Origin of the sequence: Enterobacter cloacae complex sp. 402C9 (assembly GCF_050030745.1) — a bacterium.
Classification (GTDB): Bacteria; Pseudomonadota; Gammaproteobacteria; order Enterobacterales; family Enterobacteriaceae; genus Enterobacter; species Enterobacter intestinihominis.
Window position 1 is genome coordinate 1274147 of sequence record NZ_JBLGUW010000001.1, and the last position, 25718, is coordinate 1299864.

Consider the following 25718-nt stretch of genomic DNA (forward strand, 5'->3'; position numbering starts at 1 on the left):
GGTTAAAATATGGACTGGAATTTACCCATCTCAACCTGGATGGACTTCACCTGGGTGTAACTCTGAAGCGTCATGACGCCGTTCTCGCGGCCAATGCCGGAGTGTTTGTAGCCGCCCACCGGCATCTCCGCGGCGGATTCGCCCCAGGTGTTGATCCAGCAGATGCCCGCTTCGAGCTGATGAATAGCGCCGTGGGCGCGGTTCAGATCGGCGGTGACAATGCCCGCCGCCAGACCGTAGTCGGTGTCATTGGCGCGGCGAATGGCCTCTTCGTCAGTGTCATAGGAAAGAATGGACATCACCGGGCCGAAGATCTCTTCGCGCACGATGGTCATCTCGTCGGTGCAGTCGGTGAACACGGTCGGGGCTACCCACGCGCCGTTATCAAACCCGTCGCCCTTCAGCACGTCGCCGCCGCACAGCACGCGCGCACCTTCCTCTTTGCCTTTGGCGATGTAGCGCATCACGCTGTCGCGGTGCGGGAAGCTGACCATCGGGCCGAAGTTAGTGTTTTCATCGAACAGGTCGCCCGCGCGGATGCGGCCCACGCGCTCAACGATTTTTTGCTCAAACGCGGCTTTGAACTTCGCGGGCACGAACACGCGGGTGCCGTTGGTGCACACCTGACCGGAGCTGAAGAAGTTGGCCATCATGGCGATATCTGCCGCGAGATCCAGATCCGCATCGTCAAACACTATCAGCGGGGATTTACCGCCCAGCTCCATCGTCACCTCTTTCAGGGACGAGGCCGCCGAGTTCGCCATCACCTTTTTGCCGCTGGCGACGCCGCCGGTAAAGGAGACTTTGGCGATGCCCGGATGCTCGGTCAGGTACTGGCCGGTTTCCGCGCCCACACCCGGCAGAACGTTAAACACGCCGTCCGGCACGCCCGCTTCGGTGTAAATTTCCGCCAGTTTCAGGGCGGTAAGCGGCGTTACTTCGCTCGGCTTGAAGATCATCGCGTTGCCCGCCGCCAGCGCCGGGGCGGATTTCCACAGGGCGATCTGGATCGGATAGTTCCACGCGCCGATGCCCGCCACCACGCCCAGCGGCTCGCGGCGGGTATAGACGAAGGAGGTCTCGCGCAGCGGGATCTGGCTGCCTTCCAGTGCCGGGATCAGCCCCGCGTAGTACTCCAGCACGTCCGCGCCGGTGACGATGTCGACGGTCGAGGTTTCAGAAAACGCTTTACCGGTGTCGAGGGTTTCCAGCTTTGCCAGCTCGTCGTTGCGCTCGCGCAGGATATCGACGGCGCGACGCAGGATGCGCGAGCGCTCCATGGCGGTCATTGCCGCCCAGATTTTTTGCCCGCGCTGTGCGCTATCCACGGCGCGGTCCACGTCTTCACGCCCGGCGGCCTGCACGCTCGCCAGAACTTCACCGTTGGCCGGGTTGATGGTCTCGAAGGTGCGACCGCTGGTGGCGGATGTATAACCACCATTGATATAAAGCTGCTGTTCTGCCATTCGGGACATAAATTCTCCTCGGTTAATCGGTCGGTAAATGCTGGCTGATAAAGTGGCTGGTGAGCGACTGGGCCAGGGTTTTATCCAGCGGTTTGCCGCTGAGCGCGGCGCGAAGCCACAGCCCGTCAATCAGTGCGGCGAGCCCGTAGCCCGCCTCTTCAGCCTGTTCACGCGGCAGTTCGCGGCGGAATTCGTACACCAGATTTGAGAGCAACCGGCGGCTGCTGACCTGCTGCAAACGATAGAGCATCGGCTGATGCATGCTGCTGGCCCAGAAGGCCAGCCAGGCCTTCATCGCCGCGCCGCTGACCTGGGTTTCATCAAAATTGCCGCCGACAATCGCCTGCAAACGCTGCTCTGCACTGCCGTCCGGCAGGGCGCGTAAACGGCTTAATACCGCATCGCGTAACTGACCGGTGATGTCGCGCATGGTTGCTTCCAGCAGACCGTTTTTATCTTTGAAATAGTGGCTGATGATGCCCGTGGACACGCCCGCCCGACGGGCGATTTGCGCGATGGTTGCGTCATGCATTCCCACTTCATTAATTGCTTCCAGCGTGGCATCGATGAGCTGCCTGCGCCGGATCGGCTGCATCCCCACTTTGGGCATTTTTGCCACTCCATTCATCAGCGTTGGTAATCTATTAAAGCGGTTTTTGATTGGACGTTCAATATAAAATGTGTCTTAATTGTTGCGATTTTGGATTTTAATAGTTACAAAAACAGTGGGGATACTGGATGACAGACCTTTCACAAGACAGAGAAAAAGACAAAATCAACCCGGTCGTTTTTTATACGTCCGCCGGGCTGATTTTGTTGTTTTCCCTGACGACCATCTTCTTTCGTGATTTTTCTGCCGAGTGGATTGGGCGCACCCTGAACTGGGTGTCGAAGACCTTCGGCTGGTACTACCTTCTGGCGGCGACGCTCTATATCGTCTTCGTCGTCTGCATTGCCTGCTCGCGCTTCGGTTCGGTGAAGCTTGGGCCGGAGCAGTCCAAGCCCGAGTTCAGCCTGCTGAGTTGGGCCGCGATGCTGTTTGCCGCGGGCATTGGCATCGACCTGATGTTCTTCTCCGTGGCGGAACCGGTCACGCAATATATGCAGCCGCCGGAAGGGGCAGGGCAGACGATGGAGGCCGCGCGTCAGGCGATGGTCTGGACGCTGTTCCACTACGGCCTGACGGGCTGGTCAATGTATGCCCTGATGGGCATGGCGCTCGGATACTTTAGCTATCGTTATAATTTGCCCCTTACCATCCGCTCCGCGCTGTACCCGATTTTCGGGAAAAAGATCAACGGTCCGATTGGCCACAGCGTCGATATCGCGGCGGTGATCGGCACCATCTTCGGCATCGCCACCACGCTCGGGATTGGCGTAGTGCAGCTTAACTACGGGCTGAGCGTGCTGTTTGACATCCCGGATTCGATGGCGGCGAAGGCGGCGCTAATTGCGCTGTCGGTGATCATCGCTACCATCTCGGTGACCTCCGGCGTGGATAAAGGTATTCGCGTGCTCTCCGAGCTGAACGTCGCGCTGGCGCTGGGGCTGATCCTGTTCGTGCTGTTTATGGGCGACACCTCGTTCCTGCTCAACGCCCTAGTGCTCAACGTAGGTGATTACGTGAACCGCTTTATGGGCATGACGCTGAACAGCTTCGCCTTTGACCGCCCGGTGGAGTGGATGAACAACTGGACGCTCTTCTTCTGGGCGTGGTGGGTGGCCTGGTCGCCGTTTGTCGGCCTGTTCCTGGCGCGCATTTCGCGTGGGCGCACCATCCGTCAGTTCGTGATGGGCACCCTGATCATCCCGTTCACCTTCACCCTGCTGTGGCTGTCGATTTTCGGCAACAGCGCGCTGCACGAAATTATCCACGGCAATGCGACCTTCGCGCAGGAAGCGATGGTGCACCCGGAGCGCGGCTTCTACAGCCTGCTGGCGCAGTACCCGGCGTTTACTTTTAGCGCGTCCGTAGCAACCATTACCGGCCTGTTGTTCTACGTCACCTCGGCGGACTCCGGCGCGCTGGTGCTGGGGAACTTCACCTCAAAGCTGAAGGACATCAACAGCGATGCGCCGAACTGGCTGCGCATCTTCTGGTCCGTCGCCATCGGCCTGCTGACGCTCGGGATGCTGATGACCAACGGCATTTCGGCGCTGCAGAACACCACGGTGATCATGGGTCTGCCGTTCAGCTTCGTGATCTTCTTCGTGATGGCCGGGCTGTATAAATCGCTCAAGGTGGAAGACTACCGCCGCGTCAGCGCCAGCCGCGACACCGCGCCGCGGCCGATGGGCGCGCAGGACAGGTTGAGCTGGAAGAAACGCCTGTCGCGCCTGATGAACTACCCGGGCACGCGCTACACCAGCCAGATGATGGAGACGGTCTGCTTCCCGGCGATGGAAGAGGTGGCGCAGGAGCTGAAGCTGCGTGGCGCCTACGTGGAGCTGAAAAACCTGCCACCTGAAGAGGGCGAAACCCTGGGGCACCTGGATCTGCTGGTGCACATGGGCGACGAGCAGAACTTTGTTTATCAGATCTGGCCGCAGCAGTATTCGGTGCCCGGCTTTACCTACCGGGCGCGCAGCGGGAAATCGACCTACTACCGGCTGGAGACCTTCCTGCTGGAAGGGAGCCAGGGGAATGATTTGATGGATTACAGCAAGGAGCAGGTAATTACGGATATTCTGGACCAGTATGAACGGCACCTGAACTTTATCCATCTCCACAGGGAAGCGCCGGGGAATAGCGTGATGTTCCCGGATGTCTAAACGGATTCTTAAAATACCTTCAGACTGTATATAAATACAGTTATTTGGCGCAGCATTACTCAAGGAAGAGTAACCATGCAGCAAGAGCCTGATGCTGAAGCATTCGGGCTTTTGCTGCGTTTAGGGAAGGAACTATGGATGAGTCATGCGATAGAGTTTATCGAAACATCACTCTTTACCCGACAGATTAAAAGCATTGCTACGGATGATGAATTAAAGGATCTGCAAAAGGAACTTATTGCCTGGCCTGATAAAGGTGACCTGATCCAGCAGACGGGGGGTTTACGTAAAATAAGGATGGCGGCAGGCTCAAAGGGAAAGAGAGGGGGGATCAGAGTGATTTACTTTCTTGCCACAGAGGAGGTGATCTATTTCATTATGGCCTATCCAAAATGCATAAAGGACAGCCTGACAGAGACAGAGAAAGCAGAACTTAAAAAGCTGACTTCCATTCTGAAAAATACTGCTTCCAGTGCCGTAAATTTGAGGTGTACTATGTACCCTAATCAGGCAGGTGGAGGCTGATAATGAGTATTTTTAATGAATTAAAATCTTCGCTTGAAGAGGCCGTTGAGATCCATAACGGAAGAAAAGCCGCTTCCCGGGTAACCCGCTATGAAGTTGCTGATGTGCGCGCCATCAGAGAGCAGCTCAATATCACGCAAAGCGAAATGGCGAAGGCGCTTGGCACGAGCGTCGATACGATAAAGAGCTGGGAGTCTAAACGTCGCAACCCAACCGGGCTGGCGGCGAAGGTACTTAATGTGATTCGGGAGAATCCTGCATTTTATAAGGCACTTGCCGGGCAGTGAGTCGCCCTTATGCCGGGTGGCGCTGCGCTTACCCGGCCTACAAAACTCCAAAACTGCTTTACCGTAGGCCTGATAAGCGAAGCGCCATCAGGCTCTCCCTCCGTTGACACAACTTTAATGATAATTATTTTCATTTAAATATAGCCTGTGCTATACCTTATAGCACGGGCTAATTTTGCTTTTAATTTAATCACCTCAGGAGACTTCTGCGATGCATCCACGGCAAGGATTGAAGCGTCTGTTGCTCGGCGCGCTGCTTATGACCGCGACCACAACCGGCGCGCTGGCGGCTGAAAAGTTCCAGGTCATCACCACTTTTACCGTTATCGCTGATATGGCGAAAAACGTAGCGGGGGATGCCGCAGAGGTCACTTCCATCACCAAACCGGGCGCGGAAATTCACGAATACCAGCCCACCCCGGGCGATATCAAACGCGCGCAGAAGGCGCAGCTGATCCTGGCGAACGGCATGAATCTGGAGCTGTGGTTCCAGCGCTTTTATCAGCATCTGAACGGCGTGCCGGAGGTGATTGTTACCAAAGGCATCACCCCGATGGGCATCAGCGAAGGGCCCTATAACGGCAAGCCCAACCCGCATGCGTGGATGTCGCCGGACAACGCCCTGATTTACGTCGATAACATCCGCGACGCGCTGGTGAAGTACGATCCGGCCAACGCGCAGACCTATCAGCGTAACGCCGACGCCTACAAGCAGAAGATTACCGCTACCCTTGAACCGCTGCGCAAGCAGGTCACGGCGATCCCGGAAGACAAGCGATGGATGGTGACCAGCGAAGGGGCGTTCTCCTATCTGGCGCGGGATTTGGGCCTGAAAGAGCTGTACCTGTGGCCGATCAACGCCGATCAGCAGGGCACGCCGCAGCAGGTGCGCAAGGTTATCGATCTGGTGAAAAAACATCACATTCCGGCGGTGTTCAGCGAAAGCACCGTCTCGGATAAGCCCGCTCGTCAGGTGGCGCGGGAAACCGGCGCCCATTACGGCGGCGTGCTGTACGTCGACTCTCTGAGCGCAGAAAACGGCCCGGTGCCAACCTATATCGATCTGCTGAACGTCACCACCCGCACGCTGGTGCAGGGCATCCGCGATGGGATGAAGGAGTAACCATGCAGAAGGGGATTGTTGTAACCGGCGTGACCGTGACCTACCGCAACGGCCACACGGCGCTGCGCGACGCGTCGTTCAGCGTGCCGGGCGGATCGATTGCCGCCCTGGTGGGGGTGAACGGTTCCGGCAAGTCCACGCTGTTTAAGGCGGTGATGGGCTTTGTGCGGGCGGCGAGCGGCACTATCTCCATTCTCGGGCTTCCGCCTCACCGGGCGCTGCGCCTGAACCTGGTCGCCTACGTGCCGCAGTCGGAAGAGGTCGACTGGTCATTTCCGGTGCTGGTCGAGGACGTGGTGATGATGGGCCGCTACGGGCATATGGGGTTTCTGCGTCGGCCTAAAGAGCGCGACAGGCAGATTGTAACCGACGCCCTGAAGCGCGTGGATATGCTTGAGCTGCGCCATCGGCAGATTGGCGAGCTCTCCGGCGGCCAAAAGAAGCGTGTGTTTCTGGCGCGGGCGATTGCCCAGAAGGGCGAGGTGATCCTGCTCGACGAGCCGTTTACCGGCGTGGACGTCAAAACCGAAGCCAGGATCATCAGCCTGCTGCGGGAGCTGCGCGACGAGGGTAAAACGATGCTGGTTTCGACCCACAATCTGGGCTCGGTCACGGAATTCTGCGATTACACGGTGATGGTCAAAGGCACCGTGCTGGCGAGCGGCCCGACGGATATCACCTTTACCGCCGAGAATCTTGAGCGCGCCTTCAGCGGCGTGCTGCGCCACGTGGTGCTCAGCGGCTCGGAAGATCGCATTATTACCGACGACGAACGCCCCTTCGTCACGCACCGACAGGAGGCCAAATGAACGCGCTTCTCGAACCCTTCGGCTACGAGTACATGCTCAACGCGATGTGGGTCTCGGCGATGGTGGGCGGGCTGTGCGCGTTTCTCTCCTGCTATCTGATGCTTAAAGGCTGGTCGCTGATCGGCGATGCACTGTCGCACTCCATTGTGCCCGGTGTGGCGGGCGCTTACATGCTCGGGCTGCCGTTCTCGCTGGGGGCGTTTCTGTCGGGCGGGCTGGCGGCGGGCAGCATGCTGTTTCTCAACCAGCGCAGCCGCCTGAAGGAGGATGCCATCATCGGGCTGATCTTCTCCTCCTTTTTCGGGCTCGGGCTGTTTATGGTCTCGCTCAACCCGACATCGGTGAACATTCAGACCATCGTGCTCGGCAATATTCTGGCTATCGCCCCGGAGGATATCGTTCAACTGGCGATTATCGGCGTGGTGTCGATGGTTATCCTGCTGTTCAAATGGAAAGATCTGATGGTGACCTTTTTTGATGAGAACCACGCCCGCGCCATCGGCCTGCGTCCTGAACGCCTGAAAATCCTCTTCTTTACCCTGCTGGCGGTCTCTACCGTGGCGGCGCTGCAAACCGTCGGCGCGTTTCTGGTGATCTGTCTGGTGGTCACCCCCGGCGCGACCGCGTGGCTGCTGACCGACCGCTTTCCGCGCCTGCTGATGATTGCGGTCGCCATTGGCAGCATCACCAGCTTCCTCGGCGCGTGGGCCAGCTACTATCTGGACGGCGCGACCGGCGGCATTATCGTCGTGGCCCAGACGCTGCTGTTCCTGCTGGCGTTCGTCTTTGCGCCGCAGCACGGGCTGCTCGCCAGCCGCCGTCGCGCACGTCGCGGACAGGAGGCACAGCCATGATGGCGCTGCTCCTTGAACCCTTCCAGTATGCGTTTATGAACAACGCGCTGCTGATTTCACTCCTGGTGGCCGTGCCCTGCGCGCTGCTGTCGGTTTTTCTGGTGCTGAAAGGCTGGGCGCTGATGGGCGACGCCATGAGCCACGCTGTGTTTCCCGGCGTGGTGCTGGCGTGGATGATGGGCCTGCCGCTGGCGCTGGGGGCGTTTGTGGCCGGGTTGTTCTGCGCGGTCGCCACTGGATACCTGAAGGATAACAGCCGAATCAAGCAGGATACGGTCATGGGGATCGTGTTTTCCGGCATGTTCGGCGCGGGCCTGATCCTCTATATCGCCGTCAAACCCGAGGTGCATCTCGACCACATTCTGTTCGGCGATATGCTGGGCATTAACGGGATGGACATTCTGCAAAGCGGGATCGTGGCGGGGCTGATCGCGCTGGTGATTGGCCTGAAGTGGCGCGACTTTCTGCTGTTCTGCTTTGATTACCAGCAGGCGCAGGCGAGCGGGCTGCGCACCCGCTGGCTGCACTACGGCTTGTTGTGCATGGTCTCGCTAACCATCGTGGCGACGCTGAAGGCGGTGGGGATTATTCTGTCAATTTCGCTGCTGATTGCCCCCGGCGCGGTGGCGGTGCTGATCACCCGACGCTTCCACATGGCGCTGCTGGTCGCGGTCGCCGTTTCAGCCCTCGTGTCGGTAAGCGGTGTGTATGCGTCGTTTTATCTCGACAGCGCGCCTGCGCCGACCATTGTAGTGCTGTTCGCAATGGTGTTTATCGTGACGTTCGGGGTCACCAGCGTGAAGGCCCGTCGGCAGGAGAGCGTGACAGCAGGGTGATGACCTGTTCGCCGTGCTGCTGCCAGTGAAGGGTGAAGGCAGTGCCTTCCTCAAAGCCTGCAAGATGACGGGTCAATGCCAGCATAAGCGTCCTGTCGTCGAGCAGGGTAATGCGGGCGCTGTCAAAACCCATCCAGGCCTGCACCTGCGGAAAGAGGGCCTTGAACAGGCTCTCTTTGGCGCTGAACGCCAGCGTGAGAGCAAGGGCGAACGGGTATCCCGAGCGGGAAAGCACAGGTTCTTCCTGCGTATCAATAATGCCGTCTTTGATTTCCCAGGCTTCGTTTTCGGAAAGGATCGTTTCACAATCGATGCCGATAAGCGCCGGGTATTGCGTGACGACGGCCATCGCCTGCGTGCCGCTGTGGGTGATGCTGCCGGAAATACCTTGCGGCCAGAGCGGTTCGCCGCTGGGTCCGATGCCGGGGATTACGCGCTCGTTTAGCGCATGCGCCGCGGCGATGCGGCCTGCCAGGTGGTCGGATTTGCGCTTGCGTCCGGCGTCAGCCAGCTGTGCGTGATGGGGGAGCCAGAGGAGATCGGCGTCGATGAAGGTGGTGGGGTCGAAAGTGATGCGGTGAAGGGTGTGGCCGGCGAGAGAAAATGTGCTGTGGGTTGTGTGCATGGTTTTCCCTTCAGTATTGTGCGGCCTGATGCCCTCACCCCGGCCCTCTCCCTTTGGGCTGAGGGTTCCCCACAAATTAATGCGAGCACTGAGCAATCCCCTCGCCCCTCCGGGGAGAGGGTTAGGGTGAGGGGAATATACGGCGGTGGTGGTCATTCCGTTCACTTAATGCTCCTTGCTACTCTGTAACGACATGACCGGTGAACGTGCCAGGGTGGCTCAGTCGCCACCACCCTGGCGACCCGGGCTCCCGGCGGTAAATCGCCGCGTCGCGGTGCCCTCGGCTTATTCCTTCCGGCTTATCGGGTACGGGCGGAGGCAACGTCCCTGTAAAGCCGCCCTCTCGGCGCATCCCTGCGCCTCGCCCCGGCCGGAAGGCAAACGCCTCAGCGATTTACAGCCGGACCATGGCATCGCTGACAGCCCTCAGTCATTTAGAAAGCAACTTTATTGCTTCTGCATAAAAAAATTACTGGGGATCCCTCAGCCCACAGGGAGAGGGGGAAGTCACTGCCTGTATCAGAACCTCGTATTCACGCTCATGTACCAGGTGCGACCCGGTTCATTATACGTATACGCACCCGCACCGTACATATACGCACCCGTCGTGGTATTACCCGTGGTCTGGGCGTTACCCGCACGCCACTGGCGCTTGTCGAAGACGTTGTCCACGCCGCCGGTCAGGCTGACGTTTTTGGTCACGTCCCAGGTCGCGCTCAGGCCCACGATGCTGTACGGGCTGACTTCGTCTTTCTCAGACCCGGTCACCGGCTGACCTTTGTAGTTGTACTTCTTCGGCTGCTGCTTGCCGTACCAGGTAAAGGTCGACTGGAGCGACACGTCCTGATGCACCTGCCAGCTCAGGGTTGAGTTCAGCGTGTACTCAGGAATGATCGACAGACGGTCGCCGGTCTCCTTGTTTTTGCTCTGCAGCATGTAGGTGATGTTGTTGGTCCAGTTGATGGTGTCGCTGACCGGCACGTTCAGGGAGCCTTCCAGACCTTCGACCACCGCCTTCGGCACGTTTTCCCACTGGTAAATATCGGTGGTGACTTTGCTGGTGGACGTCTGGCCAATCGGTGCGTAGCCTGCTTCAATCTTGTCGCGATAGTCGTTACGGAACCAGGTGACACCCGCCTGCCAGCCGTCACGTTTCCACTCCAGGCCGATCTCTTTGTTGATGCTGGTTTCAGCTTTCAGGTCGTCGTTACCCATCATGTAGCAGCCCACGCCGTCGGAGCTTGCGTAGCAGCCCTGACCTTTGCTGTAGAGCAGGTAGTTCGGGTTAGTCTGGTACAGGCTCGGTGCTTTGTAGGCGCGCGCGATCCCCATCTTCAGCGTGAATTCATCGCCAAGGCCCTGCGAGAGGTTGAGCGACGGGCTCCAGTTGTTGCCAACGATGGTGTGGTGATCGAAGCGCAGGGCAGGGGTCAGCATGGTGCTGTCGGTCAACTCCATGTTGTTTTCGGCGAACAGGGAGAAAATCTCTGCCGAGGAGTACGGGCTGCGGTCGTCGCTCATGCCCGGAATGGTGCCGCCCTGCTGGGCCTGGGTGTTAGAGGTGGAATCCTTCATGCGCTGCTGGTTCCACTCGGTGCCCAGCGTCAGGTTCTGGTTGACGATGAAATCAATCGGCAGGTTGATTTCACTGTGCAGCATCACGTCGGCCAGGTCGGTGTCGGTGAATTTATTGCTGTTGAACAAGCCTTCCAGACCGCCCGCCAGCCCTTCGCCCAGACGGGAGTTGCGGGTGTGTTCGTACTGCGCCCAGTTGCTGGTGGTAATGCCGTTATCCCAGCCGCCGTTCCAGGTCACCGCAAAGTTCTGGCGGTAGATACGGTTAGTCTCTTTACCGTAGTTTTTCTTCACCAGCCCGCTGGAGCTGTTGTCGTTGTTGGTGTTCTGCGTGTCACCTGCGTACAGGTTGTTCTGGCGGCTGTAGCCGGCTTCAAACTCCAGAGACTGCATTGGCGCGAAGTCCCAGCGCACCACGCCGTTGATGTCTTTGTTTTCCACACCTTCACGGCCTGCGGGCAGCGTGTCGGCGTAGGCACCGGTACGGTCAGACTGGTGGCCCTGGTTGATGTCCCACGCGTCGGCCTGGGTTTTGTCCAGGTTGCCGAACATGCGGAAGCTGAAATCGCCGCCCAGCGGACCGCTGAGGCTGAAGTTGGTGCGCTTGGTGGAGCCTTCGTCCTTGTGTTCTGGCGCATTCAGGTAGGTGTTCCAGGAGCCGTGCCACTGGTTGTCGAATTTTTTGGTGATGATGTTCACCACGCCGCCAGCCGCGCCGTTACCGTAGCGCGCGGCGGCCGGGCCGCGGATCACTTCGATGCGTTCGATCATCTCTGGTGGCACCCAGCCGGTATCGCCGCGGGTATCACGCTCGCCGCGCCAGCCCAGGCGGATGGAGTTACGGCTGGTGACCGGCTTACCGTCGATCAGGATCAGGGTGTTTTCCGGGCCCATGCCGCGAATGTCAATCTGACGGTTGTTCCCGCGCTGGCCGCTGGTGGAGTTCCCGGTCAGGTTGACGCCCGGCATGGTGCGGATGATTTCAGCCACGTCCCGCGCGGGCGGGTTTTTGCGGATTTCATCGGCGGTGATGGTCGACACGCCCGGCGCCTGCAGGTTCTGCTCGGCGGCGGTGATCACCATCGTGTCTTCGTGCTGCGCGGTGGCGGTGTTGTCGTCTGCCATGGCGGGCAGCGCGACACCATAAATCCCTAAATTGACCAGCAAGGCCAGAGAGTGAATCTTCTTATTCATTGTACGTCCCGCTTTTATGGTTATTTAATGAGCGCGCTTCCCACAGCGCGGGCATTACGCTATTGCAAATGCAAATAGTTATCAATAATATTATCAATAAAATTTGTCCTGAAACAAAAAAGACTGTTAAACATGAGGTTATAAGGGTGACGGCGTTAACAACGGGAAGTGAAGCCTGGTGGCAGGCGAAAAACGGGCCAGAATGGGAACGTCTGAAGGCGAATTATCGCGTCACCTTCTGGTGGCGTGACCCGGCAGGAACGCAGAAAACGTCAACGGTTAAACGCGTCTGGCTCTACATCACCGGCGTGACCGATCATCATCAAAATGCCCGCCCGCAATCTCTTGAGCGCATCCCGGATACCGACGTCTGGCAGTGGCAGGGCGAGTTCAGCCCCGAATGGCGCGGCAGCTACTGTTTTATCCCCTCCGATAACGAAAACGATTTTGCCAGCGCAGTGTTTGAAGGCGAGCAGCCGGACCGCATGGCGCTACGCGAAGGCTGGCGCAAGCTGTTGCCGCACGCGGTCTCCGACCCGCTGAATCCGCAGAGCTGGCGCGGCGGGCGCGGTCATGCCGTCTCGGCGCTGGAGATGCCGGACGCGCCCGTTCAGCCCGGCTGGGATCGTCCCGATACACCGTATCAGTCGCCGGTCTGCATTGAGTGGAACAGCGAGCGTCTGAACAACCGCCGCCGCGTGTGGATTTTTACCACCGGAGATGACAGCTCCGGGCGCCCGCTGGCGGTGCTGCTCGACGGGCAGTTCTGGGCCGAAAGCATGCCCGTCTGGCCTGCGCTGGCGTCGCTGACCCGCAACGGCAAACTGCCGCCTGCGGTCTATGTCTTAATTGATGCGATCGACACAGAACATCGCAGCCGGGAACTGCCCTGTAATCCCGATTTCTGGCTGGCGGTGCAGGAAGAACTCCTTCCCCTTGTGAAAACAACCGCCTCGTTCAGCGACCGTGCCGATCGGACCATCGTGGCGGGCCAGAGCTTTGGTGGCCTCTCTTCGCTTTATGCTGGCCTCAACTGGCCGCAGCGTTTTGGCTGCATCCTCAGCCAGTCCGGCTCCTACTGGTGGCCGCACCGCGGCGCGCAGCAGGACGGGCTGCTCATCGAACAACTTAAAGCGGGTGAAAAAACCGCACGCGGGCTGCGCATTGTCCTCGAGGCCGGGCGCAACGAGCCGCTTATCTTCCGCGCGAATCAGGCGATTTACGCCGAACTACAACACACGCAGCAGCCGGTTATCTGGCGTCAGGTTGACGGCGGGCACGATGCGCTTTGCTGGCGCGGTGGGCTGACGCAGGGGCTGATGACCCTCTGGCAGCCGCTTATTTAATAACGGAGTCTGTATGGAATTCAGCAATCCTTTCGATAATCCGCAGGGACAGTTCGCCATTCTGCAAAACGACCAGGGGCAGTACAGCCTGTGGCCGCAGCAGTGCGAACTGCCCGCAGGCTGGCGCGTTGTCTGCGAGCCGCAGTCCCAGGAGGCGTGCCAGCAGTGGCTTGCCGGGCATTGGCAAACGCTTATCCCGTCCCATTTTGCGGAGGGGAGCGCATGAACCGTCTTCCTCTCGTTGCCGCCCAGCCGGGTATCTGGATGGCGGAGCAGCTTTCCTCCCTGCCAAACGCCTGGAGCGTGGCGCACTATACCGAACTGAAAGGCGACATTGACGCGCCATTGCTGGCAAAAGCGATTGCTGAAGGCATGATGCAGGCCGATACCCTGCGGATGCGTTTCGCCGAGGATAACGGCGAGGTGTGGCAGTGGGTGGATGACACCTTCATTCTGCCGGAGCCGTCCATCGTTCGCGCTACCTCTCACGACGACGCCGTGGCGCTGATGGAGGCCGATCTTAACCAGAACCTGCGCGTTGACAGCGGGCAGCCGCTGGCGTTTCACCAGCTGATTCTGGTGGGGGACAGCCACTGGTACTGGTATCAGCGCTATCACCATCTGGTGGTGGATGGCTTTAGCTTCCCGGCCATTACCCGCCAGATCGCCGCGATTTATACCGCCTGGAAAAAGGGTGAGCCGACGCCTGCATCCCCGTTTACACCGTTTGCCGAGGTGGTGGACGAGTATCAGCGCTATCGCGACAGCGAGGCATACGCACGCGACGGTGCCTTCTGGGCAGAGCAGCGCAAGCAGCTTCCTTCTCCGGTCTCGCTCTCTTCCGCGCCGTTGCCGGGACGCGCCGCCACTACCGACATTCTGCGCCTGAAAATTGCAATGGACGGCCGGGCTTTTAGCCAGCTTGCACAGGCGGCAGGGCAGGCGCAGCGCACCGATCTGGCGCTTGCGCTGGTGGCGCTGTGGCTGGGCCGCCTCACCGGACGGCTGGACTACGCCGCCGGGTTTATCTTTATGCGCCGCATGGGTTCCGCGGCGCTCACCGCGACCGGGCCGGTGCTGAACGTGCTGCCGCTGGCGGTCAATATCGACGCGCAGGAGAGCCTGCCCGCGCTGGCGCTGCGACTGGCTAACCAGCTGAAAAAAATGCGCCGCCATCAGCGCTACGACGCCGAGCAGATCGTGCGCGACAGCGGGCGTGCCGCGGGCGACGAAGCGCTGTTTGGCCCGGTGCTGAACGTTAAGGTTTTCGATTATCAGCTGGATATCGACGGCGTGGAGGCCATCACCCACACGCTGGCAACCGGCCCGGTGAACGATCTCGAGCTGGCGCTGTTTCCGGACGAGCAGGGCGGACTAAGCATTGAGATCCTCGCCAACAGGCAGCGTTACGACGAGGCGACGCTGAAGGGGCACGCGGCGCGGCTGAACGCAATGCTGACGCAGTTTGCCGCCAACCCGGACCTGCGCTGTGGCGACGTGGAAACCGTATCAGAGCAGGAATACGGCCGGCTGGCGCGAATAAACGATACCGGGCTGGCGCTGCCGTCCACCACGCTGGCGGATCTGGTCGCGGAGCAGGCGAGCAAAACGCCGGACGCCCCGGCGCTGGCGGATGCCCATACTGAGCTGAACTACCGCCAGATGCGCGAGCAGGTGGTCGCGCTGGCAAATCTGCTGCGCGCGCGCGGCGTGAAGCCGGGCGACAGCGTGGCGGTGGCGCTCCCGCGCTCGGTGTTCCTGACCCTGGCGCTGCACGGGATTGTTGAAGCTGGCGCCGCCTGGCTGCCGCTGGATACCGGTTACCCGGACGACCGTCTGCGGATGATGCTGGAGGACGCGAAGCCGTCGCTGCTCATTACCACCGACCAGCAGCTTCCGCGCTTTAACGATCTGCCGATCGCCACCTTTAGTTACAACACACTATTACCGGCCACCGATGCTGAACCTCTGCGCCTGGCGAAGCCGGAGCAGACCGCGTACATCATCTTTACCTCCGGTTCGACGGGACGACCAAAAGGCGTGATGGTCGGCCATACCGCCATCGTTAACCGCCTGAAGTGGATGCAGGATCATTATTCACTGGCGGCGCATGACGTGGTGGCGCAGAAAACGCCGTGCAGCTTTGACGTGTCGGTGTGGGAGTTCTGGTGGCCGTTTATTGCCGGGGCGAAGCTGGTGATGGCCGAGCCGGACGCGCACCGCGATCCGCAGGCGATGCAGAGCTTCTTCGCACAATATGGCGTAACCACCACCCACTTCGTGCCGTCGATGCTGGCGGCGTTCGTCGCCTCGCTGACGCCGGAAAACGTCGACTGTTGCAGGACGCTGAAGCAGGTGTTCTGTAGCGGCGAGGCGTTGCCGACTGCGCTGTGCCGCGAGTGGGAACAGCTCACCCATGCGCCGCTGCACAACCTCTATGGCCCGACCGAAGCGGCGGTGGACGTCAGCTGGTATCCGGCGTACGGCCCCGAGCTGGCGGCGGTGGAAGGGAACAGCGTGCCGATCGGCTTCCCGGTGTGGAATACGGGGCTGCGCATTCTGGACGCGATGATGCGCCCGGTGCCGTTCGGCGTGGCGGGGGATCTGTATCTCACCGGCATCCAGCTGGCGCAGGGGTATCTGGGACGCCCCGACCTTACCGCCAGCCGCTTTATCGCCGATCCGTTTGCCCCCGGCGAGCGGATGTATCGCACCGGGGACGTTGCCCGCTGGCTGGACAACGGCGCGGTAGAATATCTGGGCCGCAGCGATGACCAGTTAAAAATTCGCGGTCAGCGCATTGAGCTGGGCGAAATCGATCGGGCGATGCTCGCGCTGCCGGATGTGGCCCAGGCCGTGGCGCACGCCTGCGTGTTCAACCAGGCAGCGGCGACGGGTGGCGATGCCCGCCAGCTGGTGGGGTACGTTGTCTCCGAATCCGGCTTACCGCTGGATCGCGACGCGCTGCTAGCATCACTCAAAGCCCAGCTGCCGCCACATATGGTGCCGGTGGTGCTGCTGCAAATCAGCGCGCTGCCGTTAAGCGCCAACGGCAAGCTGGATCGCAAGGCGTTGCCGCTGCCGGAGCTGACCAGCAAATCCTCTGGTCGCGCGCCTGAGACACAAACCGAAGTCGCCGTGGCGCAGGCGTTTTCTGCCCTGCTGGGCTGCGCAGTGAACGATATCGAAGCCGATTTCTTTGCCCTCGGCGGCCACTCGCTGCTGGCGATGCGCCTCGCGGCTCAGCTCAGCCGTGCGTTCAGCCGTAAGGTCACGCCGGGCCAGATTATGGTCGCCTCGACGGTGAGTAAGCTTAGCGGCCTACTGGACTCGCAGATGAGCGACGAGCAGGCGCAGCGTCTGGGGTATGAAACTGTTCTCCCGCTGCGTGAAAGCAACGGCCCCACGCTGTTCTGCTTCCATCCGGCATCCGGCTTTGCCTGGCAGTTTAGCGTCCTGGCGCGCTACCTCAGCCCGCGCTGGTCAATCGTCGGTATTCAGTCTCCCCGGCCTGAGGGGCCGATGGAGCAGTGTGCGGATCTCGATGCGGTGATCGAACATCATCTGAACACGTTGCGTAAGCAGCAGCCGCAGGGGCCGTATTATCTGTTCGGCTATTCCCTCGGCGGCACGCTGGCGCAGGGCATTGCGGCGCGTCTGCGCGAGCAGGGTGAAGCGGTGGCGTTCCTCGGCCTGCTGGATACCTGGCCGCCGGAAACCCAGAACTGGGCGGAGAAAGAGGCTAATGGCCTCGATCCGGAGGTGCTGGCGGAAATTGAGCGCGAGCGTCAGGCGTTTATCGCCGCCCAGCAGGGGCAAGGTTCCAGCGAGCTGTTTAACGCTATTGAAGGCAACTACGCCGATGCGGTGCGGCTGCTCACCACCGCGCATAGTTCACGGTTCGACGGTAAAGCGACGCTGTTTGTCGCCGAACGCACGCGAACCATGGATCCGCAGGCCGCATGGGCACCGTGGGTGGGTGAGCTGGAGGTGTACAGCCAGGACTGCGCCCACGTGGATATCATTTCACCGCAGGCGTTTGAAAAGATTGGGCCGGTACTGAAGGAAATTTTTGGATAGTGCAAATGCCCGGTGGCGCTGCGCTTACCGGGCCTACGGGAGCGAAATGTAGGCCGGGTAAGGCGTAGCCGCCACCCGGCAATTACTGCCGACCCAACGGCACCACCAGCGGCGTACCCGCCACCGGATCGTCAATAATCATGCAGCGCATGCCGTAGATCCGCGCGATCAGATCCGGCGTCACAATCTCCTTCGGCGCGCCCTGCGCCACAATCTCGCCGTCGCGCAGCGCAATCAGATGCGTCGCGTAGCGGCACGCCTGATTTAAGTCGTGCAGCACTGCCGCCAGGGTGTACCCCTGCGTGCGGTTCAGTTCACTCAGCAGCTCCAGCAGATCAATCTGATGGCTGATATCGAGCCAGGTTGTCGGCTCGTCCAGCAGCATAATCGAGGTTTCCTGCGCCAGTACCATTGCAATCCAGGCGCGCTGGCGCTGTCCGCCGGAGAGAGTATCGACGCTTTGTTGGGCCAGATCGGTGATGCCCGTCGCCTGCATCGCGCGCTTCACCGCCTCGTCGTCCTCTTTGCGCCAGCGGGTAAACAGCGGCTGGTGCGGGTAGCGCCCGCGGGAGACCAGCTCCTGCACGGTAATATCCCCCGGCGTGGTGGCGTTTTGCGCCAGCAGGCCAATTCGGCGCGCCACCTCTTTGCTGGCGAAGCGCTGGATCTCCTCCCCGTCGAGGAACACGCTACCCTCAACCGGCGACATCAGGCGGCTCAGCGTGCGCAGCAGGGTCGATTTGCCGCAACCGTTCGGGCCGATAATGGCGGTGAAGTGGCCGTCCGGAATGGACACGGATAAATCCCGGGCAATGATTTTTTTGCCGTAGCCGAGGGTCAAGTTTTCGCCGCGCAAGCGGAATGTTGAATCTGTCATTTCTTGCGTGACTCCTGAACGAGCAAGACGATGAGGTAAATCCCGCCGAGGCTGACGGTCACCACGCCCACCGGCAGTTGATAAGGCATAAACAGCTGCTGAGCGCAGAGATCGGCGGCCAGCAGTAACAATGCGCCGCACAGCGCCGCCTGGGTTAATCCCCAGCGCGCGGTACCGCTAAGACGCCGCGCGATATGCGGGGCTACGAGGGCAATAAACGAGATCGGCCCGGCGATGGCGGTAGACGCTGCGGTCAGCAAGACCGCCACCAGCATCAGCATCAGGCGCGAGCGCTCTACGCTCACGCCCAGCGCGCAGGCGCTGTCGTCGCCCATCTCCAGCAGCCGCATGCGCCTGACCAGCAGCAACGCGCCAATAAACATCAGCAAAATCAGCGGCGCGGCGGGCCAGGTTTTTCCCCACGTCAGACCGTTGAGGGAGCCGGCGTACCACAGCCCGGCGGAGAGCGCGGTTTCCAGCGATGCCTGTAGCAGAAGCCAGGTGTTGAACGCCATCAGCATCGCACGGATGCCGATCCCGATGATGATCAGACGGAAGGTGTCGATGCCGTTGCGCCAGGCCAGGGCCCAGATAAGCAGGGAGGTGAGAATGCCGCCCGCCATCGCCGTAAAGGTAAGGGCCGTAAGATGCTGCCCGAACAGCACCATCGCCACCAGCACGCCGCTCCACGCGCCGGTATTCAGGCCCATCACGTCCGGGCTCCCGAGGGGGTTACGCATCAGCGACTGGAATATCGCGCCGCTGACGCCAAGCGCCGCGCCCACCAGGATCGCCATCGCCACGCGCGGCAATCGCCATTCGGTGACCACCATGGTGATGTTACGCGGCGCGCTGCCGCTGAGAGCGTGAAAGACCTGCGCGAAATCAAGCGTTACGGCACCGCTTTGCAGGCTCCAGACCGCCAGCAGCAGACTGGCGACGACCAGCAGGGCGACGCTGGTAAGTAAACGACGGGACGGGGCCATCATGCGCCACCCCCGCGTCTGCGTCGAACCAGGAAGATCAGCACCGGCGCGCCGATAAAGGCGCTGACCACCGAGACGCGCAGTTCACCCGGCACCAGCAGGCGGCCCAGTACGTCGGCAAAGAGCAGCAGGGCAGGGGTCGCCAGCAGCGTGACCGGCAGCGACCAGCGGTGATCCGCCCCCACCAGCCAGCGCGCCATGTGCGGCATCATCAGGCCGATAAAGGCAATCGGCCCGACCACGGCGGTCGCGCTGCCGCAGAGCACGGTAATGGCGAGTAGCCCCGTCAGCTGCGTGCGCGCCACACGGTTGCCGAGGGCGGTCGCGGTATCGCTGCCGAGGCTCAGGCTGTTCAGCGCCCGGCTTAAACAGAGCGCCACGGCGGCAGCGACGATCGTCGGGATCACCACCACCTTTAAGGTTTCAAGGGTACGAATATCCAGCGAACCCGCCTGCCAGAAGCGCAGCTGGTCATACACGTCCGGGTTGAGCAGGGCGATGCCGTTGGACAAGCCTTCCAGCACCGCCGCGAGCGCTACGCCCGCCAGCGTTAAGCGTACCGAGCTGAGCTGGCCGCCGCCCTGGCTGCCGGTAAACGCCACCACCAGCGAGGCCGCCAGCGCGCCGCAAAAAGCCATCATCAGCTGTTCAGAGGGGGACGTAAATCCAAACAGCGCTGCGCCGAGCACGATGGCAAAGCTGGCGCCGGAGTTAACGCCGAGAATGCCGGGGTCCGCCAGCGGGTTGCGGGTGAGGGTTTGCATCAGGGCACCGGCAAGGCCGAGCGCACCGCCAGCCAGCAATCCGGCAAGGGTGCGGGGCAGGCGAGCGTCGAGCACGATGGTGCAGTCGGCGCTCTGACAGGTACCGGATAGCGCATCGACAATAACGGACGCGGGCAGCGGTTTTGCGCCGACCAGCAGGCTAAGTGCAATCGCAAGGATTAGCAGTAGCAATAAAACGGGCACGGCAAGGGCGCGCACCGCAGAAGAGGAAAACGACATAGCAACATCCATGATTTGATAATGATAGTGATTATCGTTATCTATCTTATTTGGCTATGTTAGCATGTGCGCCCATGGAATGGGTAGAAATAGACTCAAGGCTTTGTCATGAATCAAAAATCCTGGCTGCTTAACCTCAGCCTGCTCAAAACACACCCGGCGTATCGCGCCGTTTTTATCGCTCGCTTTATCTCCATTTTGTCCCTCGGTCTGCTTGGTGTGGCCGTACCGGTGCAAATCCAGACCATAACTCACTCCAGCTGGCTGGTGGGGTTATCCGTCACCTTAACCGGCGGGGCGATGTTTATCGGCCTGATGGTGGGCGGCGTGCTGGCGGACCGCTACGAGCGTAAAAAGCTGATCCTGCTGGCGCGCGGCACCTGCGGGGTGGGCTTTGTCGGGCTGTGTCTGAACGCCATGCTGCCGGAGCCGTCGCTGGTGGCCATCTACGTGCTGGGATTGTGGGACGGCTTTTTTGCTTCGTTAGGCGTGACGGCGCTGCTGGCGGCCACGCCCGCGCTGGTCGGGCGCGAGAACCTGATGCAGGCGGGGGCGATCACCATGCTCACCGTACGGCTCGGCTCGGTGATTTCGCCGATGGTGGGCGGTCTGTTGCTGGCGACCGGCAACGTGGCGTGGAACTACGGCCTTGCCGCGGCGGGGACGTTTATTACCACCCTGACGCTACTGCGTCTGCCGCTCCTGCCACCCCCGCCGCAGCCGCGCGAGCATCCGCTGAAGTCCCTGATGGCCGCGATTCGTTTCCTGTTCAGCAACCCATTGATTGGCGGGATTGCGCTGCTCGGCGGCCTGCTGACGATGGCGAGCGCCGTGCGCGTGCTGTATCCGGCGCTGGCGGGTGAGTGGCAGATGAGCGCCTCAGAGATTGGTGTGCTGTACGCCGCCATTCCGCTCGGTGCGGCCTTCGGGGCGCTGACCAGCGGCAACCTGGCGCAGAGCGCGAGACCGGGGTTGATCATGCTGGTGGCGACGCTGGCCTCGTTTATCGCCATTGGTTTCTTTAGCCTGATGCCGGTGTGGGCGCTGGGGGTGATGTGTCTGGTGATTTTCGGCTGGCTGAGCGCGGTCAGCTCTCTTTTACAGTACACCCTGATCCAGACCCAGACGCCGGAAGGGATGCTCGGGCGCATTAACGGCCTGTGGACGGCGCAGAACGTCACGGGCGATGCGATTGGCGCGGCGATCCTCGGCGGGCTGGGGGCGATAATGACCCCGGTGGCGTCGGCGAGCAGCAGCGGGTTTGTGTTAGCCGTTGTTGGCGTGATTTTACTGGCGGTTCTGGTGGAGTTGCGTCGGTTCAGGCAAACCCTGTAGGTCGGGTAAGGCGTAGCCGCCACCCGACAAAACGCCCGGTGGCGCTGCGCTTACCGGGCCTACGGGGAACGTGCCACTTATTTAAAAATTGAATTCAAACGCTGCAACACCAACATCGCGCTGTAATAATCCAGGCGGAACGTCTCGGTTCCTAATGCCCAGACGCGCTTGTTCTTCACCGACGGCAGATGCGCCAGCAGCGGGTTGGCGTAAATCGCGTCCACGTCTTTCTGATCGCCGGCAAACACGAACAGCCCTTCGCCGTTCAGCCCCGTCGCCAGGTTTTCACCCCCTAACTGGATAATGTCGTGGCGTTTGCCCTGACTTTTTGAGGTGTGCAACCCGGCAGGCACGTCGGCCAGCGTAAAGCCCAACTGGTGCAAAAGCTTGCCCTGCGCGGAGTCTGTCGTCCACAGGTTCGCCGTGTGCGCCGCGGCGGTGTAGACGATGGCGTTCACCGGCTGTGGCGGCAGCTTCATCTGCTGTTTCACCTTGGCGAGCTGTTTGTCGAAGGCAGCGATGCGCTCTGCGGCCTGTGTCTCCTGCCCGGTGATCGTCCCCAGTTGGGTCAGCAGTTCCTGCCAGCTTTTGTCGTCGTAGTTAATGATAAGCGTCGGCGCGATGGCGGAAAGCTGATCGTAGAGCGCCAGCGCGGAATCCCCGCCGGTGGCGCTGATCAAAATCAGGTCCGGCATCTGGGCCGCGACGGCTTCGGCGCTCGGCTCGCCGATGTACAGCCGGGCAACCTTACGCTGTTTGGCGATATCGCCCCACTGACGCAGGAAGCCCTGCGCATCCGCCACGCGGTTGTTTGGCGTGGTCGCGCCGCTGGCAATGACCGGCGCGTCAATGGCCAGCAGGGAGCCGGTTAAGGTCACGCTGGTGGAGACAATGCGCGTCGGTTTGCTCTCAAGCGTGTGAACGCCGCGGCTGTCGGTGACCTGACGCGGCCAGTCGGCGGCGACGGCTGAGGTTAGTCCTAAAACAAAAAGTCCTGTTAAAAGAAGGGCATTGCGGCAAACGGCAGCGATTTTCACAGAGCGGCATCCTGATTTTATTGAAGATAATGCTTCTCATTTTCAGGGCTGTAGGGAAGGGATGCAAGCGTTTGTCGCACAAGTTATTTGCCCGACGGTTGACAGCGGGGCGATGTGGGATTAGGTTAGCCGACGAAAATATAAATGATAATCATTATTGCTTCTTTTATCATTTTAAGGAGGATGATATGGACACGTCCCTGGCTGAGGAAGTTCAGCACACCGCGACAACGCTGCAATCAGACAGCTTTTTCTTTATGTCGCCTTACCGCAGTTTTACCACGTCCGGCTGTTTTGCCCGTTTTTCTGAACCCGCCGTCGGCGGTGACGATCCGGCGGGTCCCTTTCAGCAGAAATTAGCTCAGGCTTTCCGGAATGCGAAAAACAGCGGCATTGCCCATCCGGTGATGGTAGGGGCGATCCCCTTCGATACCCGCAAACCGTCATCGCTGTTTATTCCACAACGCTGGCAAACCTTCTCCCGCCCGGCGCGTCAGCAGTCCGCACGTTATGCCTCCGGCGCGCAGACGCTGAACGTGCAACAGCGCACCGAGATCCCGTCGCAGCCGGTTTTCGAGGAGATGGTTGCTCGCGCCGCGTCGCTCACCGCTACGCCGCAGGTGAATAAGGTGGTGCTGTCGCGCCTGATTGATATCGCTACCGACAAACAGATCGATAGCAGCGCGCTGATGGAGCGTCTTATCGCCCAGAACCCGGCGAGCTTTAACTTCCACGTACCGCTGGAAGACGGCGGCGTGCTGCTGGGCGCCAGCCCGGAACTGCTGCTGCGCAAAGAGGGCGCGCACTTTAGCTCGCTGCCGCTGGCAGGCTCTGCGCGCCGTCAGCCGGACGATGTGCTGGATCGCGAAGCGGGCACTAAGCTGCTGGCCTCCGAAAAAGACCGCCACGAGCACGATCTGGTCACGCAGGCGATGAAAACCATTCTGGAACCGCGTAGCCATCATCTGAGCATGCCGGCTTCCCCGCAGCTCATCACCACCCCGACGCTGTGGCATCTGGCCACGCCGGTAGAAGGTGAGGCACGTGAAAACGAGAACGCCCTGACGCTGGCCTGCCTGCTGCACCCGACGCCCGCGCTGAGCGGCTTCCCGCATCAGGCGGCAAAAGAGCTGATTGCCGAGCTGGAGCCGTTCGACCGCGAGCTGTTCGGCGGCATCGTCGGCTGGTGCGACAGCGAAGGTAACGGCGAGTGGGTGGTAACTATCCGCTGCGCGCGGCTGCATCAAAATACCGTTCGCCTGTTTGCCGGCGCGGGCATTGTGCCTGCCTCCTCCCCGGTCGGCGAGTGGCGCGAGACGGGCGTGAAGCTCTCCACCATGCTCAACGTGTTTGGTTTGCACTAAGGAATACTCATGACCATCCCTTTTACCCGCTGGCCTGAGGAGTTTGCCCGCCGCTACCGTGAAAAAGGCTACTGGCAGGATCTGCCGCTGACCCACATCCTGACGGACCATGCGGACAGCGATACGGTCGCGATAATTGACGGCGATCGCCGCATCACCTACCGCGCGTTTAATCAGGCGGTGACGAATCTGGCGTCCTCCCTTCAGGCGCAGGGGCTGCATCGCGGGGAGACCGCGCTGGTGCAGCTTGGCAACGTGGCTGAGTTCTACATCACCTTCTTCGCGCTACTGCAAATCGGCGTCGCGCCGGTCAACGCGCTCTTTAGCCATCAGCGCAGTGAACTCAACGCCTACGCGGAGCAGATTAAACCCGCCGTGCTGATTGCCGATCGCGACCACGCGCTGTTCTCGGGCGACGATTTTCTCAACACCTTTGTGGATGCGCATCGCTCGGTACGCGTTGTGCTGCTGCGTGGCGATAAGGGCGAACATGCGCTGGAGGCGGCGATTGCGCGCCCGGCGGACAATTTCATCCCGAACCCGACGCCCGCCGACGAAGTGGCGTTCTTCCAGCTCTCCGGCGGCAGCACCGGCACGCCGAAGCTGATCCCGCGCACGCATAACGATTACGACTACAGCATCCGTCGCAGCAACGAAATCTGCGGTATCACTGCGCACACCCGCTATCTGAACGCCCTTCCCGCGGCGCATAACTACGCCATGAGCTCGCCAGGATCGTTAGGCGTTTTCACGGCGGGTGGCTGCGTGGTGCTGGCGAACGATCCGAGCGCCACGCTCTGCTTCCCGCTGATTGAGCAGCATCAGATAAACGTCACCTCGCTGGTGCCGCCCGCGGTCAGCCTGTGGTTGCAGGCGATTGCCGACGGCGCGGGGAACGCCCAGCTGAAATCCCTCAGGCTGCTCCAGGTGGGCGGCGCGCGCCTCTCCGCCACGCTTGCGGCGCGCATTCCGGCGGAAATTGGCTGCCAGCTTCAGCAGGTATTTGGCATGGCGGAAGGGCTGGTGAACTATACCGCCCTCGACGATGCGCCGGAGCGCATCATCAATACCCAGGGCCGCCCGATGTGCCCGGACGATGAAGTGTGGGTGGCGGACGAGGACGGCAACCCGCTGCCGCGCGGGGAGGTCGGGCGTCTGATGACGCGCGGCCCTTACACCTTCCGCGGCTATTTCAACAGCCCGGACCACAACGCCAGCGCCTTCGATGCCAACGGCTTCTACTGCTCGGGCGATCTGATCGCCATCGATGAGCAGGGTTACATCACCGTGCAGGGGCGCGAGAAAGATCAGATCAACCGCGGTGGCGAGAAGATCGCCGCCGAAGAGATCGAAAACCTGCTGCTGCGCCACGACGCGGTGATCCACGCCGCGCTGGTGAGCATGGAGGACAGCCTGCTGGGTGAAAAAAGCTGCGCGTACCTGGTGGTGAAACAGCCGCTGCGCGCGGTGGAGGTGCGCCGCTTCCTGCGCGAGCAGGGCGTTGCCGAATTTAAGCTGCCGGACCGCGTGGAGAGCGTGGATGCGCTTCCGCTCACGCCGGTCGGCAAAGTTGATAAGAAACAGTTGCGCCTGTGGCTTGCTGAACGCGCCCGGGGCTGAGGA

Annotated in this window: 21 protein-coding genes; 13 read left to right on the forward strand and 8 right to left on the reverse strand. The window is 60.8% G+C overall.

What is annotated here, in order from left to right:
• Window positions 1-2: 2 nt before the first annotated feature.
• Together betB and betI are read right to left on the reverse strand one after the other, a co-directional pair.
• On the reverse strand, window positions 3-1475 hold the full coding sequence (gene betB / locus ACQG1K_RS06045) for a betaine-aldehyde dehydrogenase (RefSeq protein ID WP_154848948.1): 1473 nt from the start codon (window positions 1473-1475) through the stop codon (window positions 3-5).
• 13 nt (window positions 1476-1488) lie between these two features.
• Entirely contained in the window at window positions 1489-2076 is a 588-nt protein-coding gene (gene betI / locus ACQG1K_RS06050) for a transcriptional regulator BetI (RefSeq protein WP_003858827.1), read from the reverse strand.
• Window positions 2077-2204: 128 nt separating this feature from the next.
• On the opposite strand from betI, the gene betT reads away from it, so the two are divergent.
• The 7 genes from betT (at window position 2205) to ACQG1K_RS06085 (ending at window position 8672) form a co-directional block, all read left to right on the forward strand.
• A complete protein-coding gene (gene betT, locus ACQG1K_RS06055) occupies window positions 2205-4238 on the forward strand; it encodes a choline BCCT transporter BetT (protein ID WP_023305649.1) in 2034 nt (677 codons plus the stop codon).
• A gap of 138 nt (window positions 4239-4376) precedes the next feature.
• On the forward strand, window positions 4377-4763 hold the full coding sequence (locus tag ACQG1K_RS06060) for a type II toxin-antitoxin system RelE/ParE family toxin (RefSeq protein ID WP_032610190.1): 387 nt from the start codon (window positions 4377-4379) through the stop codon (window positions 4761-4763).
• Window positions 4764-4765: 2 nt separating this feature from the next.
• The gene (gene nadS, locus ACQG1K_RS06065; RefSeq protein ID WP_003858821.1) at window positions 4766-5050 is read left to right on the forward strand and encodes a NadS family protein; all 285 of its coding nucleotides are present in this window, start codon (window positions 4766-4768) and stop codon (window positions 5048-5050) included.
• A 211-nt stretch (window positions 5051-5261) separates the two neighbouring features.
• A complete protein-coding gene (sitA, locus tag ACQG1K_RS06070; RefSeq protein ID WP_032624705.1) occupies window positions 5262-6173 on the forward strand; it encodes an iron/manganese ABC transporter substrate-binding protein SitA in 912 nt (303 codons plus the stop codon).
• Between the two features lie 2 nt (window positions 6174-6175).
• Window positions 6176-6982 (forward strand): iron/manganese ABC transporter ATP-binding protein SitB, encoded by an 807-nt coding sequence (gene sitB, locus ACQG1K_RS06075; protein ID WP_367075718.1) that lies wholly within the window; start codon window positions 6176-6178, stop codon window positions 6980-6982.
• Window positions 6979-7836 (forward strand): iron/manganese ABC transporter permease subunit SitC, encoded by an 858-nt coding sequence (gene sitC, locus ACQG1K_RS06080; RefSeq protein ID WP_367075717.1) that lies wholly within the window; start codon window positions 6979-6981, stop codon window positions 7834-7836. The genes sitB and sitC overlap by 4 nt, the downstream gene beginning before the upstream one ends.
• A complete protein-coding gene (locus tag ACQG1K_RS06085) occupies window positions 7833-8672 on the forward strand; it encodes a metal ABC transporter permease (RefSeq protein ID WP_367075715.1) in 840 nt (279 codons plus the stop codon). Before sitC ends, ACQG1K_RS06085 begins: the two co-directional genes overlap by 4 nt.
• Here the strand turns inward: ACQG1K_RS06085 and entD are convergent.
• Window positions 8626-9297, reverse strand: coding sequence for an enterobactin synthase subunit EntD (gene entD, locus ACQG1K_RS06090; protein ID WP_426720901.1), 672 nt, complete (start codon window positions 9295-9297; stop codon window positions 8626-8628). The genes ACQG1K_RS06085 and entD overlap by 47 nt on opposite strands.
• Window positions 9298-9816: 519 nt before the next feature.
• A complete protein-coding gene (locus ACQG1K_RS06095; RefSeq protein ID WP_367075711.1) occupies window positions 9817-12066 on the reverse strand; it encodes a TonB-dependent siderophore receptor in 2250 nt (749 codons plus the stop codon).
• A gap of 146 nt (window positions 12067-12212) precedes the next feature.
• Here ACQG1K_RS06095 and fes point away from each other — a divergent pair, with 146 nt between their 5' ends.
• From fes to entF, 3 genes are read left to right on the forward strand one after another with little or no spacing between them, the layout of a single operon-like run.
• On the forward strand, window positions 12213-13412 hold the full coding sequence (gene fes / locus ACQG1K_RS06100; RefSeq protein WP_367075709.1) for an enterochelin esterase: 1200 nt from the start codon (window positions 12213-12215) through the stop codon (window positions 13410-13412).
• A 13-nt stretch (window positions 13413-13425) separates the two neighbouring features.
• On the forward strand, window positions 13426-13638 hold the full coding sequence (locus ACQG1K_RS06105) for an MbtH family protein (RefSeq protein ID WP_174340519.1): 213 nt from the start codon (window positions 13426-13428) through the stop codon (window positions 13636-13638).
• Window positions 13635-17492, forward strand: coding sequence for an enterobactin non-ribosomal peptide synthetase EntF (entF, locus tag ACQG1K_RS06110; RefSeq protein WP_367075707.1), 3858 nt, complete (start codon window positions 13635-13637; stop codon window positions 17490-17492). The genes ACQG1K_RS06105 and entF overlap by 4 nt, the downstream gene beginning before the upstream one ends.
• An 82-nt stretch (window positions 17493-17574) precedes the next feature.
• Here the strand turns inward: entF and fepC are convergent, their stop codons facing one another.
• Genes fepC through fepD form a run of 3 tightly spaced genes read right to left on the reverse strand, consistent with a single transcriptional unit; the run spans window position 17575 to window position 20359 of the window.
• Complete coding sequence (gene fepC, locus ACQG1K_RS06115; RefSeq protein ID WP_367075706.1) at window positions 17575-18369, reverse strand: iron-enterobactin ABC transporter ATP-binding protein; 795 nt, start codon at window positions 18367-18369, stop codon at window positions 17575-17577.
• Window positions 18366-19355: an iron-enterobactin ABC transporter permease gene (gene fepG, locus ACQG1K_RS06120; RefSeq protein WP_367075721.1), complete on the reverse strand. Its 990-nt coding sequence runs from the start codon at window positions 19353-19355 to the stop codon at window positions 18366-18368. Before fepG ends, fepC begins: the two co-directional genes overlap by 4 nt.
• A complete protein-coding gene (gene fepD / locus ACQG1K_RS06125) occupies window positions 19355-20359 on the reverse strand; it encodes a Fe(3+)-siderophore ABC transporter permease (protein ID WP_367075704.1) in 1005 nt (334 codons plus the stop codon). The genes fepG and fepD overlap by 1 nt, the downstream gene beginning before the upstream one ends.
• A gap of 108 nt (window positions 20360-20467) precedes the next feature.
• On the opposite strand from fepD, the gene entS reads away from it, so the two are divergent.
• Window positions 20468-21694, forward strand: a complete 1227-nt coding sequence (gene entS, locus ACQG1K_RS06130; RefSeq protein WP_367075702.1) for an enterobactin transporter EntS — start codon at window positions 20468-20470, stop codon at window positions 21692-21694.
• A 77-nt stretch (window positions 21695-21771) separates the two neighbouring features.
• Here the strand turns inward: entS and fepB are convergent, their stop codons facing one another.
• Window positions 21772-22731, reverse strand: coding sequence for a Fe2+-enterobactin ABC transporter substrate-binding protein (gene fepB, locus ACQG1K_RS06135; RefSeq protein WP_023299558.1), 960 nt, complete (start codon window positions 22729-22731; stop codon window positions 21772-21774).
• A gap of 188 nt (window positions 22732-22919) precedes the next feature.
• Between fepB and entC the strand changes: the two genes are divergently transcribed.
• Window positions 22920-24095 carry an isochorismate synthase EntC gene (gene entC, locus ACQG1K_RS06140; RefSeq protein WP_023299559.1) on the forward strand — a complete coding sequence of 392 codons (1176 nt, stop codon included), beginning with the start codon at window positions 22920-22922 and terminating at the stop codon, window positions 24093-24095.
• A 9-nt stretch (window positions 24096-24104) separates the two neighbouring features.
• Complete coding sequence (gene entE / locus ACQG1K_RS06145) at window positions 24105-25715, forward strand: (2,3-dihydroxybenzoyl)adenylate synthase EntE (protein ID WP_023305662.1); 1611 nt, start codon at window positions 24105-24107, stop codon at window positions 25713-25715.
• The last annotated feature ends 3 nt before the right edge of the window (window positions 25716-25718 follow it).